Below are 13073 nucleotides of genomic sequence, written 5' to 3'. Positions count from 1 at the left end.
AAACGGCTGTATGAACGCATAGCGAAGTAAGGAAAATTTCTGTGTTTAGTTTGTTTGGAAAGAAGGATGAGGCCATGATTGGTGCCGATATCGGTTCTTCGGCAGTCAAACTGGTCGCATTGTCGCGTGACAAGGATAGAGTCACCCTGGAGGCCTATGCCATCGTGCCCCTGCCGCCAACTGCGGTGATTGATGGCAGTGTCCAGGACGTTGCTGTCGTTGCCGAGGCGATAGAGCAGGGGATGCGTCAGGCGAGTTACAAAGCCGGCCTTGCCTCGGTTGCTGTGCCCTCGTCTACGGTCATTACCAAGCAGATTGAGATGAGCTCAGCCCTGACCGAACTTGAGCTTGAAGACCAGGTACGGATGGAGGCATCCAACTTTATCCCTTATCCGCTGGATGAGGTGGCGCTGGACTTCGAGATTATAGGCCCTAAGGCTGATGCGCCTGAAGTCAATGAACTGCTGCTGGTGGCTTGCCGTCGTGATGATGTTGAGCAGCGAGAAGACGCTGTCGGTGCGGCTGGCCTGAAGTGTGAAGTGGTGGATGTGGATGTCTTCGCCATAGAGCGTGCCTATCCGCTGGTGCATGCGGAAGAACTTGAACCGGGGCAGCTGGTGGGAATGGTGGATATCGGTGCATCTACCCTGACGCTGTACGTATTCCAGCACGGCAAGATTATCTACCACCGTGAGCAGGCTTTTGGCAGCGCCGAACTGATTAATGCGTTAAGCCAGCATACCGGCACTGAAACTGAAATCCTGGAACATCAGCTGAAAAACGGCGAGCTCAACTCAGAACTGAGTGCGATATTCATAGATCCCTTCCGTAAGACAGTGGCCCAGCAGATCTCCAGGGCGCTGCAGTTATTCTACTCATCGGGTGTCCACAGCAGCCTTAACCGACTCTTTTTGCTCGGTGGTTGCAGTGCCATGCCTCAACTTGTCGAAGATATTGCCGATGAGTTGGGGATAACAACGGAAAAAGCCAATCCCTTTGCCGGTATGGCGATCAGCCCCAAGCTGGTGGCGTCCCGACTGCAACAGGATGCTGCTTCACTGGTTAAGGCCAGCGGGCTGGCGATGCGAACCCCAATGAGCTAGGAAGACCTGAATGCCAACTATCAACCTGAGGCCCTGGCGGGAAGAGCGCAATGTTGTCATGCAAAAGCGCTTTTTTACCAATATGGGGAGTGCTGCCCTGTTGGCGGCGATCACGGTACTGGGAATCGGTTACTACATTGACCTCCAGCAGGACCGTCAGAAGAAACGTAACAACTACCTCCAGCAGGAAGTATCTGTACTTGATCAGAAGATTAAGGAGATCAGGGAGCTGCGTGAGAAGCGTGAACGCCTGCTGGAACGTCTGAACGCTATCAGTGATTTGCAGGGGAACCGGCCGGTCACCGTGCGGATCTTCGATGAGCTGGTAAGGGTAGTGCCTGAAGGCGTTAACTATAACCAGCTGGTACGTAAGGATAGCAGCGTACAGGTTCAGGGTGTCGCCGACGATAACCTGGATGTTTCGGAACTGATGCGTAATCTGGATCGTTCGGAGTGGTTCGGTGAGCCCAACCTGAAAAAGGTGGGGGCCGAGAAGGAGCGCAAGAGCTTTGACCTCAGCGTTCAGATCACCGCTCAGAAACTGGAAGCGGAGGAGTAGCAGGGCGCATGGATAGTTTCAAGAACGCCTTTAAGGGCTTCGATATCAATGATCTGGATTTTAATACCGCGGGCACCTGGCCTATCGGCGTCAAAATCATTACTTATCTGATTGTTTTCTCTGCCATTATTTTTCTTGGTATGCACTTTTATGTTAGCGAGAAGATCACCCAGCTGGATCGTGCTATAGCCAAAGAGCAGGAACTTAAACAGCAATACCAGGCCAAGGCTTACCAGGTTGCCAGTCTGGATGCACTGCGCAAGCAGATGGCGGATGTTGAGGAACGGTTTGCGGTGTTATTGCAACAGCTCCCGACCCAGAAGGAAGTGCCGGGACTGCTGGACGATATCACTACCATTGGTCGCGAAAGCGGACTTGATATTGCCAGTATTGCATTGGCTGACGAACGTAAGGAAGCGTTCTATATCGAGCTGCCGATCAACATTACCGTGACCGGCAGTTATCATCAGATGGGACAGTTCGTCAGCGGTGTCGCGGCAACGCCCCGCATCGTGACCCTGCATGACTATGATATTAAGACTGCCGGGAATGACCAGCTGACGATGAATCTTAGTGCGAAAACCTATCGCTACGACGATACCAACTGACAGTGATAAAGGAATGGTTATGAAAATCCCATTGCGCCTGGTGGGCGTATTATCGCTGAGTGGCTTGCTCAACGGTTGTGTGGTCTGGGTGGAGGATCTGGCAGATCTTAAGCAGTTTGTCAGTCAGGCACGTTCTCAACCTTCCGGGCGTATCGAACCCTTGCCTGAATATAAGCCCTATGAAAATTTCGTCTATCACGGCGTTAGTCTGAGAGAGCCGTTCAGAGCCCTGACGCCGCTCCAGCCTGAGGTGCTGGAAGAACAGCCTAAGCAGGTTGCCAGCACGCTGCAGCCGGATCAGCAACGCGAGAAAGGTTATCTGGAGAGTTTTTCCCTGGATGATCTGAATATGGTCGGAACTATTCGCAAAGGTGGCAAAGGTCAGTTTGTTGCGCTGGTGAGGGATCAGAACGGTGCCGTACACAGGGTTGTGGTAGGTGACTACATCGGTCTGGACTATGGCGAAGTCAGAAAGATCGATAATGATAAGGTAGAGTTGCGGGAGATCGTCGATAACGGCCGGGGTGGCTGGATGCGACGTAGCCGTAACCTGGTACTTGATACGCGGAATTAATAAGGAAATTGACAGTGAGTATGGCCAAATCCAGACCTGAGAATAATCCGGGCATGCTGTGGCAACTGAAAGGGCTGATGGTGCTTTTGGTTGTGGCTTTATTGTCATCAAACGCTTCTGCGGCATTGATGTTGCAGGATGCAAACTTTGTCGCGCTGCCAGGGAAGAAGATCGAACTGCGATTCGATTTTGATGCGCCGCCACCGGTGCCGAAAAGCTATAAAATCTCGCAGCCTGCCCGCACTGTGCTCGATCTCTGGGGGACAGAGAACGATCTGGGAATCAAAGCCCTGGACGTCAATGCCGGGACGGTGAAGAAAGTCAATTTTGCTCAGACCCCGGGGCGGTTGCGTATCGTCACCGAGCTGACTGAAGCCAGTGATTTTAAGATCTCTGCAGAGGGCAACAGTCTCTTTGTGGTGTTTTTTGCCGGAGGCGCAGAAAAGGTTGCCGCGTCAGGCCGGGTGATCAAAGAGGAAAAGCCTAAACTGGCGCGCAATGCCCCACTGCCATTGAACTCGGATCAGACCCGGGTATCCGGTATTGATTTCGAGCGCATCGATGGCGGTCTTGGCCGGGTAGTGATCTCGCTGTCCGATGATGATGCCGGACTGGACATCATCGAGGAAGGGAATAATGTAGTGGTCAACCTGCTGGGGGCCCACCTCTCCCGGGCGCTGGAAAAACGTATCGATGTGCAGGACTTCGCCACGCCGGTGATGTTTATCGATGCGATGGCAGATGGCGAAAATACCACGCTGCTGGTGAAACCTGGCGCTGCACCTTATGAGTATATGGCTTATCAGGCCGGCACCCGCCTGGTGCTGGACTTTAAGCCGCTGACGCTGGCGGAGAAAGAGGAGCGAGAACAGGAGCTGTTCCCGTTTCAGGGGGAGCCGATCGACCTGAACTTCCAGGATATTGAACTGCGCGCAGTGTTACAGATCATTGCTGAAACCGCCGAGCTTAACCTGGTGGTGAGCGATCAGGTATCCGGCAGCATCACCCTGCGCCTGAAAAACGTACCCTGGGATCAGGCATTGGATATTATCCTGAAAACCAAGGATCTGGATAAGCGGATTATGGGCAATGTGTTACTGGTTGCGCCGGCCGCTGAGATTGCTGACCGTGAACGCCAGGAGCTGGAAAGCAGCAAGAAAATTGAGGAGCTGGCGCCGTTGCTGACGGAGTTCGTGCAGGTGGATTACCGTAAGGCGTCGGAGATGAAGTCCCGCTTGCAGGAGGCCCGGCTGGTATCTGAGCGTGGCTTTATCATGGCCGATGATGAAACCAATGTGCTGATGGTGCGTGAATCCGAGAGGGCGATTTCCGAGATTCGCCGTACCCTGAAACGTTTCGACGTTGAGGTACAGCAGGTACTGATTGAGGCCCGTCTGGTCACTGCCCGCGCCAACGTGACCAAGGACCTGGGGATCAAGTGGGGGCTGGGCTACGAGGATGTCGACGGTGGCAGCGGCCTGATTGTTAACAATGAAATCGGCGGTATCAACTTTGCGACCCCGCCCACCGATGCCGGTCTGATGGTTGATTTGGGCGCAACGGCGACCAATCCGACCTCTTTTGCGATCGGCTTTAAACCGGGTTCCAGCGCGATCCTGGGACTGGAATTGTCTGCACTGGAGACCGATGGCAAGGCGGAGATCATCTCCCAGCCTAAGATCGTGACCACCAATGGTAAGGCTGCCCGGATCGAATCCGGCCGTGAGATCCCGTTCCAGACGGTCGAAGATGGCGAAGTGAAGATCGAATTCAAGGATGTAGTGCTGTCGCTGGATGTCACACCGCGCATCAACCCGGGTGAACGAATTGCGATGGAGCTGAAGATCAAGCAGGACTCACTGGGCGAGGTATTGCCAACCGGTAATATCAGTATCGATAACAATGAGTTGGAAACCTCGGTTGTGGTTCCTGATGGGCAGACTATTGTCCTCGGTGGTGTGTTTAAGAACGAGACATCCACGACGGTGAACAAAACTCCGCTGCTGGGTGACCTTCCGGTACTTGGCAACTTGTTCAGGAACACCGAGAATAGCAGCAGTAAAACAGAACTCCTTATCTTTATCACACCTAAAATGGTTCGGGAGTCTCTGAGCATTAACTGACGGATAGAGCTGAATTGAATATATTTCTGGTGGGGCCTATGGGTGCGGGTAAAAGCACCATCGGCCGTTTGCTCTCGCAAGAGCTGAAGATAGAATTCCTCGACTCCGATCGGGAGATCGAGGAGCGTGCAGGGGCTAATATTCCCTGGATTTTTGATGTCGAAGGCGAAGAGGGATTTCGGGAGCGCGAAGAGGCGATGATCGAAGAACTCTGCGGCCGTGACAATATTGTCCTGGCAACCGGTGGCGGGGCAATCCTGCGACAGGCAAACCGCTGTAACCTGCAGTCGGGCGGCTTCGTCGTCTATCTGCACACCAGCGTTGACCAGCAGCTCGAACGTACCTCTAAGGACAAGAACCGCCCGCTGCTACAAACGGAAAATCCGCGAGCGGTACTGGCTGGGTTATTTGAGAAGCGTGATCCGCTGTATCGTGAAGCCAGTGACCTTATCATCTATACCGATAAGCGCCATCCGCGTGCTGTCGCTAACGAAATCATCCGACAGCTGGAAGCAAATAAGCGCGTTGGCCGATAACCTACCTGACCTCTGAATAAAGCCATGAAGACACTGAACGTTGATCTGGGTGATCGCAGCTACCCTATTTATATTGGTGAAGGCCTGCTGGATAAAGGGCTGATGAACGATCATATCCGCGGTAAGCAGGTAATGATCGTCAGCAATGAAACCGTTGCACCGCTCTATCTGGAACAGCTGAAAGCCAGCCTGGACAGCAGCCTGAAGATTGATCAGGTTATCCTGCCGGACGGTGAACAGTTTAAGACACTGGATCAGGTCAACAGTATCTTCGACGGCCTGCTGACTGATCGCCATAACCGCAGTACGACCCTGATTGCATTGGGGGGCGGTGTGATCGGTGATATGACCGGTTTTGCCGCTGCGGCCTATCAGCGCGGTGTGGATTTTGTGCAGGTACCGACAACGCTTCTGTCTCAGGTGGACTCCTCCGTGGGCGGCAAAACCGGCGTTAACCACCCGCTGGGTAAAAATATGATCGGCGCTTTCCATCAGCCGCGCTGTGTCGTGATCGATACCGGGGTGCTGAACAGCCTGCCTGAGCGGGAGCTGTCGGCCGGGCTGGCCGAAGTGATCAAGTACGGTCTGATCTACGATGCCGAGTTTCTCTCATGGCTTGAAGGCAATATGCCGGCATTGATGGCGAAACAGCAGGATGCACTGATCCAGGCGATCTACCGCAGCTGCGAAGTCAAAGCGGAGGTGGTTGCCCAGGACGAGAAAGAGTCCGGAATCCGCGCCCTGCTAAATCTGGGACATACTTTTGGCCATGCCATCGAGTCGCATCAGGGCTACGGTGAATGGTTGCACGGCGAGGCCGTGGCCGCAGGCACTATGATGGCGGCGGATCTGTCCTGCCGTCTTGGCTGGATCAGTGCAGACGAGTATCTGCGTATTCAGGCTATTCACCAGCAGGCCGGATTGCCGGTGCAGCCCCCCGAAGCGATGAGCGCTGACGATTTTATCTCCCGTATGGCGGTCGATAAGAAGGTGATCGACGGTCAGCTGCGGCTGGTATTGCTGGAGCAGATTGGGCGTGCAACGGTCACTGCTGCATTCGATCCGGCGTTGCTGCAGCAGACCCTGACCGCCGGTGCCCGGTTGGGTCAGGTCTGAGGTTGCGGTAGCGGATGAGTCGACCGATGCAGAGCTCGCCGAAGGCTGGCCAGATGTTCTATGAGCCGCCCTCACGACTACAGCAGGCAGATAAGCTAAGCCATCTGGTGCGATACTCCGATTTCGTATTACTGGTGTTGGGGGACGAGGGCAGCGGCAAGAGTCGTCTGTTGCAGGAGATCACGCCTGTCGATCTCAGGGATACGACCCTGCATGTCTGTTCTGTGACACCTCAGGCTGCCATGGATGTCCCTGAATTGATGGGGCTGCTGCTGAGTCAGCTACCCGGCCATAGTCGCTACGGTACCGATCAGGCAGGGCAGTTGAAGGCACTGTACGAGCAGGTTTCGGCTATGCGGGCGCTGGGCCAGCGGTTGCTGCTGCTGATCGATGATGCCGATCTGCTGAGTGACGCTGCACTGGAATTGCTGTTTAACTTTATGGCGGCCGGTGGCAGTGACAGCAAGGGTGCCCAGGCGGTCCTGCTGGGTAAGCCAGATTTCGAACAGCGTCTGCGGCAGGCACGGTTGCTGGATCAGGGCGAGGGGCGGTTGCACCGCACCCTGCTGGAGCCATATGCGGAGGACGAGGCCAGAGAGTTCCTGCGTCTGCGCTATCCGACCTTGCAGAACCAGCCCAAGAAGAAGATTGAAGAACTGCTGCAGAATGCTGCCGGCCTTCCCGGGGCCCTGGACTCCGCCGCAATTGAATTACTGCGCTCCGGAGAACTGACAGGAAAAGGCAGTGCGCGCGCATTTCCTTTCCCTTTGCCACATCTCGCCGGTATCGTTTTTGTGCTGATTGCGATTACCGGCGTTGCGACCTGGCAGTTTATGCCGGAGTCGGATGTGAATCTGGTCAACAGCGTCGATCGGGTCGAGATTGAACTGCAGGTGCCCGCCGATGAGGCGCAACCGCGATCCGTTGATGAGGGCAAGGAAGACCAGGCGCGCCAGGTGTTGGCGCAACGTCTGAAGGAACAGGAACGTAAGATCGAAGCGGCCCTGAAACGGGTTCAGGCCGAGTCTTCGGCAAATGCGGCCAAGATAGCCGAACAAACCGTATCGTCCGACAGCTCTGCTGTGGCGCAGCCTGTTGAAGCCGCCGTTGTCCGGGAGGCATCTGTAACGCAAGCCCCGGCTTTGCTGACAGCGGATAAGCCGCTTGAGTTGGCATTGCCGGATTTGCGCGACAACGCTGTTGGTCAGCCCCTGCCTGCAGCAGAGAAACCACTCAAGGACAGGCTCAGCCCTGTCGTGAGCAAACCGGCCGTTGCTCCGGTGCTAAGCGAAAGCAGATCTAAACCAGCAACCGCTACCGGAGTGAAAACTGCCGCTGCTGCGCCGGCTAAAGCCAGGCCGGAGATTACGGTAGTCGAAAAATCCCAGCCACAGAAGGCAGCGGAAAAGCCGCGGGTTACTGTGAAGCCTGAAACGGTCAGCGTTCAGCCGGAACCGCCGGTCAAGGTAGCAACGCCAGTAGTGAAACGCGTTAAGCCGGTGGCTCCCCGCCAGGCGGGTAATCCGATCATGACATGGTCTGAGCGTGAGTACACACTGCAGATGCTGGGCGCCCGGGATCGCGCGACCGTCAACAAATTCCTGCGTCAGCAAACTGCCCCTGATCGCTTCTACAGTTTCTCTACCATCTACAAGGGTAAGCCCTGGCATGTAGTGGTATATGGGCGTTACTCCTCCCGTAAAGCCGCTGTCGCGGCCACGGCTAAACTTCCTCCTAAATTGCGTAAACTTCGCCCCTGGGCCCGCAGCGTACAAGGCGTTCAGGCTGATATAAGAAAGAAATAATTCCTGTTTCGGGCCTCTTAGAGAGGATAATTTCTGGCCAGACTTGAGCAAAATTTGTTCTTAAGCGCTGTGGCGTGTAAGATAGCTGTCCCTTTTTGTCTGTGCAGCGCAACTGCAGAACAAAGGGTGGGGAAGTAAGGTATTGATTATAAAGAATTTTTAAGTGAGATTGGCTTATGAGCAAAGGTCTTTATCGCCCCGGTGAGTTCAAAGATAACTGTGGCTTTGGCCTTATGGCCCATATGCAGGGCGAGGCAAGTCATGATCTGCTGAACAAAGCGATCGAAGCACTGGCTTGTATGACCCACCGCGGTGGTATTGCAGCGGATGGGAAAACAGGTGACGGATGTGGCCTGTTGATGCAAAAGCCGGACAGTTTTCTGCGCACCGTAGCTAAAGAAGAGCTGAACGTCGAACTTGGCGATCAGTATGCAGTGGGTATGGTCTTCCTGTCTCAGGATGAGGGCAGAGCTCAGGCCGCCCGTGAGATTGTTAACGCTGAATTAGAAGCTCAGGGACTGAGTGTTGCCGGTTGGCGTCTGGTTCCAACCGATGAAAGCTGTCTCGGGCCGATTGCCCAGGACACGCTGCCGCAGATTGAGCAGGTGTTTATCAACACTGACAAAGCCGAACGTGAGTTTGCTGTCAGCCTGTTTGTGGCACGCCGAAAAGCTGAAAACGCCCTGAGCGAAGATCCTGATTTTTATATTGCCAGTTTCTCTGACAAGGTTCTGTCATATAAAGGCCTGACGATGCCTGTGGACCTGCCGGTATTCTTTAAGGATCTGGCCGACCCGCGTCTGGAAACCGCTGTATGTACTTATCACCAGCGTTTCTCCACCAATACAGCGCCGCGCTGGCCGCTGGCGCAGCCGTTCCGTTTCCTGGCACACAATGGTGAGATCAACACCATTGAAGGTAACCGTAACTGGGCCCGTGCCCGTGCCAGTAAGTTCCAGACCGAGCAGTTGCCTAACCTGGATGAGCTGCAACCGATCGTAAATACCACCGGTTCTGACTCTTCCTCCATGGATAACATGCTGGAGTTTCTGCTGGTCGGCGGTATGGATATCTATCGTGCCGTGCGCATGATTGTGCCGCCTGCCTGGCAGAACGTTGATACCATGGACGCTGATCTGCGTGCCTTCTACGAGTACAACTCCATGCATATGGAGCCGTGGGATGGCCCGGCCGGTATGGTAATGACCGATGGTCGCTACGCCGTATGTATGCTGGACCGTAACGGTCTGCGTCCGTCCCGTTGGGTCATGACCAAAGATGGCATGATCTGCACCGCCTCCGAGATCGGTGTATTCAGCTATGAGCCGGAAGATATCGTGGCTCAGGGCCGGGTTGGCCCGGGACAGATCCTGGCGATCGATACCAACACCGGCGAAGTGCTGCACACGGCCGATGTTGATAACCGCCTGAAAACGGCCCAGCCGTACAAAAAATGGCTCAAAGAGAACGCCCTGCGTCTCGAGCAGACCATGAACCTGACCGAAGAGTCTCAGTCCTTCCGCGAAATGTCTGCGGATGAAGTGAAGGCTCATATGAAGATGTTCCAGGTAACTTTTGAGGAGCGTGATCAGATCATCCGTCCTCTGGGTGAAACCGGAATGGAAGCGGTCGGTTCCATGGGTGATGACAAGCCGATGGCGGTGCTGTCACATAAAGTACGTTCTCCCTACGACTATTTCCGCCAGCAGTTTGCCCAGGTAACCAATCCGCCGATCGATCCTCTGCGTGAGGCGATCGTGATGTCACTGGAAACCTGTGTCGGTGCCGAGCGCAATGTCTTTGTTGAGACGCCTGAGCGTGCCCGCCGTGTCATTCTGACCACACCGGTGCTCTCTGCCAGTAAGTTCCGCCGTCTGCGTGACAATGATGTCGATGGCTTCGGTGTAGCGACGGTTGACCTGAACTACAACCCGGATGAGAAATCCCTTGCCGAGGCCGTGGAAGCGGTAGCAGATCAGGCTGAACAGGCTGCACGTGACGGTAAGGTCATCATCATTCTGTCCGATGCCAATATCCGCCGCGGTTACCTGCCGGTACATGCCGCGATGGCAACCGGTGCCGTGCATCACCGTCTGATCGAGCAGGGGCTGCGTTGTGATTCCAACATCGTAGTTGAGTCCGGTACGGTACGTGATCCGCACCACTTTGCGGTGCTGTTTGGTTTTGGTGCCACTGCGGTCTACCCATACCTGGTATACCGGGTACTGAATGATCTCTGTGCTGCAGGTGAGCTGACACTGGCGCCGCTGGACAGCCACGAGAACTACCGTAAGGGTATTAACAAAGGCCTGCTGAAAATCATGTCTAAGATGGGGATCTCTACGATCGCCTCTTACCGTGGTGCCCAGCTGTTTGAAGCTGTAGGCCTCAGCTCCGAGATTGTTGATCTCTGCTTTAAGGGTGTGGTCAGCCGTATCGAAGGCGCACGCTTTGAAGACTTCCAGTACGAGCAGGGTCTGCTGGCAAAAGAAGCCTGGGTGGCGCGTAAGCCGATCCAGGCCGGTGGCCTGCTGAAGTACAAGCATGACGGTGAATACCACGCCTACAATCCGGATGTGGTGCGCACTATTCATGAAGCGGTTCAGAGCGGTGATGCTGCCAAATATAAGCAGTACGCCGAACTGGTGAACAGCCGCGGCTTTGCAACCCTGCGCGATATGCTGGGGCTGCGTAGCGATGTTGAATCGATCTCCCTGAATGAAGTGGAGCCGATCGAGAACATCCTTAAGCGTTTCGACTCTGCGGCCATGTCTCTGGGTGCCCTGTCACCTGAGGCACATGAAGCCCTGGCGGTGGCGATGAACGAGCTGGGCGGTCGCTCCAACTCCGGTGAGGGTGGTGAAGACCCGGCCCGTCACGGCACCATGAAGCGCTCCAAGATCAAACAGGTCGCGTCCGGCCGTTTCGGTGTGACGCCGGAATACCTGGTGAATGCCGAGGTTATGCAGATCAAGGTCGCCCAGGGCGCCAAGCCGGGTGAAGGTGGTCAGCTGCCGGGTGGTAAGGTGAACGAGCTGATTGCGCGTCTGCGTTACTCGGTGCCGGGTGTGACCCTGATCTCGCCGCCGCCGCATCACGATATCTACTCCATCGAGGATCTGGCGCAGCTGATCTTTGACCTGAAACAGGTTAACCCTGATGGCCTGGTATCGGTCAAACTGGTGTCCCGTCCGGGTGTTGGTACTATCGCCTGCGGCGTAGCCAAGGCCTATGCTGATCTGATTACCATCTCCGGCTATGACGGCGGTACGGCAGCCTCTCCACTGGCCTCTATCCACTATGCCGGTTCGCCATGGGAGCTGGGTCTGGCGGACGCGCATCAGTCCCTGCGAGGCAACCACCTGCGTGGCAAGATCCGCCTGCAGACAGACGGCGGCCTGAAAACCGGTCTGGACGTGGTGAAAGGTGCCATCCTGGGGGCGGAAAGCTTTGGTTTCGGTACTATGCCGATGGTGGCGCTGGGCTGTAAGTACCTGCGAATCTGTCACCTCAACAACTGTGCCACCGGTGTAGCGACCCAGCACGAAGGGCTGCGTGAGAAACACTTCCGCGGTACGGTTGAGATGGTGAAGAACTTCTTCCGCTTTGTCGCTGAAGAAACCCGTCAGTGGATGGCTGAGCTGGGCGTTCGAACTCTGGATGAGCTGATCGGCCGCGTTGACCTGTTGCAGATTCTGGAAGGTGAAACGCCACGCCAGAAGAACCTGGACCTGAGCCCGATCATCTCTGATGGTGGTGTGGCTGCGGATATGCCGCAGATCTGTCAGGTACAGCGCAATGAGCCGTACGACAAGGGTGAGCTGAACAGCGAAATGGCGAAGATCGCCAGCAACGCTATCTTCAGCAAATCCGGCGGCAGCTGGGATCTGAAGATCACCAACTGTGACCGCTCTGTCGGTGCCCGGACTTCCGGTGCGATTGCCAAGGCACACGGTAATCTGGGCATGAACACGGCGCCGATCACCTTTAACTTCAAGGGCCATGCAGGTCAGTCCTTCGGTGTCTGGAACGCCGGCGGTCAGAACCTCTACCTTGAAGGTGATGCCAACGACTACGTTGGTAAAGGTATGGCTGGCGGTAAGCTGGTACTGCGTCCGTTTAAGGAAGTGACCTTTAACTCCAACGAAACCTCCATCATGGGCAATACCTGCCTCTATGGTGCGACGGGCGGTAAGCTGTTTGCAGCGGGCCGTGCTGGCGAGCGTTTCGGTGTGCGTAACTCCGGTGTTCATGCAGTCATCGAAGGTGCCGGAGACCACTGTTGTGAATATATGACCGGTGGTCTGGTAACGGTGCTGGGCGAGACTGGCTATAACTTCGGTGCCGGTATGACCGGTGGTTTCGCCTACGTACTCGACATGGATAATAGCTTTGTCGATAAGTACAACCATGAGCTGGTTGAGATCCACCGTGTCCATGTCGAGCAGATGGAAGCCTACAAAAACCACCTGCGTACTGTGATCACTGAGTTTACTCAGGAAACAGGCAGTGCATGGGGACAGCAGATCCTCGAAGACTTCGACGACTATATCGGCCGCTTCTGGCTGGTGAAGCCGAAGGCCGCAAGTCTGGGCGATCTGCTGGATAACATGCGTAGCCGTCCTGAATAAGCGCAGCGAATTCGCTGG

At 55.3% G+C, this 13073-nt stretch carries 9 protein-coding genes; all 9 read left to right on the top strand.

Annotation, left to right across the window (positions count from 1 at the left end; genetic code table 11):
- Positions 1 to 41 precede the first annotated feature (41 nt).
- The 9 genes from pilM to gltB all read left to right on the top strand — a co-directional run bounded on the left by pilM (position 42) and on the right by gltB (position 13055).
- On the top strand, positions 42 to 1103 hold the full coding sequence (pilM, locus tag Q354_RS0105480) for a type IV pilus assembly protein PilM (RefSeq protein ID WP_027856731.1): 1062 nt from the start codon (positions 42 to 44) through the stop codon (positions 1101 to 1103).
- A gap of 10 nt (positions 1104 to 1113) precedes the next feature.
- Positions 1114 to 1662 (top strand): PilN domain-containing protein, encoded by a 549-nt coding sequence (locus Q354_RS0105475; RefSeq protein WP_027856730.1) that lies wholly within the window; start codon positions 1114 to 1116, stop codon positions 1660 to 1662.
- An 8-nt stretch (positions 1663 to 1670) separates the two neighbouring features.
- The gene (locus Q354_RS0105470) at positions 1671 to 2270 is read left to right on the top strand and encodes a type IV pilus inner membrane component PilO (protein WP_027856729.1); all 600 of its coding nucleotides are present in this window, start codon (positions 1671 to 1673) and stop codon (positions 2268 to 2270) included.
- A 19-nt stretch (positions 2271 to 2289) separates the two neighbouring features.
- On the top strand, positions 2290 to 2844 hold the full coding sequence (locus Q354_RS0105465; protein WP_027856728.1) for a pilus assembly protein PilP: 555 nt from the start codon (positions 2290 to 2292) through the stop codon (positions 2842 to 2844).
- Positions 2845 to 2864: 20 nt separating this feature from the next.
- Entirely contained in the window at positions 2865 to 4967 is a 2103-nt protein-coding gene (gene pilQ / locus Q354_RS24720) for a type IV pilus secretin family protein (protein WP_051559922.1), read from the top strand.
- 14 nt (positions 4968 to 4981) lie between these two features.
- Complete coding sequence (gene aroK / locus Q354_RS28660; protein ID WP_281174712.1) at positions 4982 to 5503, top strand: shikimate kinase AroK; 522 nt, start codon at positions 4982 to 4984, stop codon at positions 5501 to 5503.
- 24 nt (positions 5504 to 5527) lie between these two features.
- Positions 5528 to 6619, top strand: coding sequence for a 3-dehydroquinate synthase (aroB, locus tag Q354_RS0105450; RefSeq protein WP_027856726.1), 1092 nt, complete (start codon positions 5528 to 5530; stop codon positions 6617 to 6619).
- 26 nt (positions 6620 to 6645) lie between these two features.
- Positions 6646 to 8424, top strand: a complete 1779-nt coding sequence (locus Q354_RS0105445) for an AAA family ATPase (protein ID WP_027856725.1) — start codon at positions 6646 to 6648, stop codon at positions 8422 to 8424.
- A 176-nt stretch (positions 8425 to 8600) separates the two neighbouring features.
- Positions 8601 to 13055 (top strand): glutamate synthase large subunit, encoded by a 4455-nt coding sequence (gene gltB / locus Q354_RS0105440; protein ID WP_027856724.1) that lies wholly within the window; start codon positions 8601 to 8603, stop codon positions 13053 to 13055.
- Positions 13056 to 13073: the final 18 nt, after the last annotated feature.

The organism is Marinobacterium jannaschii DSM 6295 (assembly GCF_000620085.1).
GTDB classification, from domain to species: Bacteria; Pseudomonadota; Gammaproteobacteria; order Pseudomonadales; family Balneatricaceae; genus Pontibacterium; species Pontibacterium jannaschii.
This window is presented reverse-complemented; position numbering and strand designations above follow the sequence as displayed.

Bases quoted from the DNA above. Each gene is read 5' to 3' on its own strand.
- Q354_RS0105445 (WP_027856725.1), top strand. From the start codon at position 6,646: ATGCAGAGCTCGCCGAAGGCTGGCCAGATGTTCTATGAGCCGCCCTCA.
- Q354_RS0105470 (WP_027856729.1), top strand. From the start codon at position 1,671: ATGGATAGTTTCAAGAACGCCTTTAAGGGCTTCGATATCAATGATCTG.
- aroB (WP_027856726.1), top strand. From the start codon at position 5,528: ATGAAGACACTGAACGTTGATCTGGGTGATCGCAGCTACCCTATTTAT.
- gltB (WP_027856724.1), top strand. From the start codon at position 8,601: ATGAGCAAAGGTCTTTATCGCCCCGGTGAGTTCAAAGATAACTGTGGC.
- Q354_RS0105465 (WP_027856728.1), top strand. From the start codon at position 2,290: ATGAAAATCCCATTGCGCCTGGTGGGCGTATTATCGCTGAGTGGCTTG.
- Q354_RS0105475 (WP_027856730.1), top strand. From the start codon at position 1,114: ATGCCAACTATCAACCTGAGGCCCTGGCGGGAAGAGCGCAATGTTGTC.
- pilQ (WP_051559922.1), top strand. From the start codon at position 2,865: ATGGCCAAATCCAGACCTGAGAATAATCCGGGCATGCTGTGGCAACTG.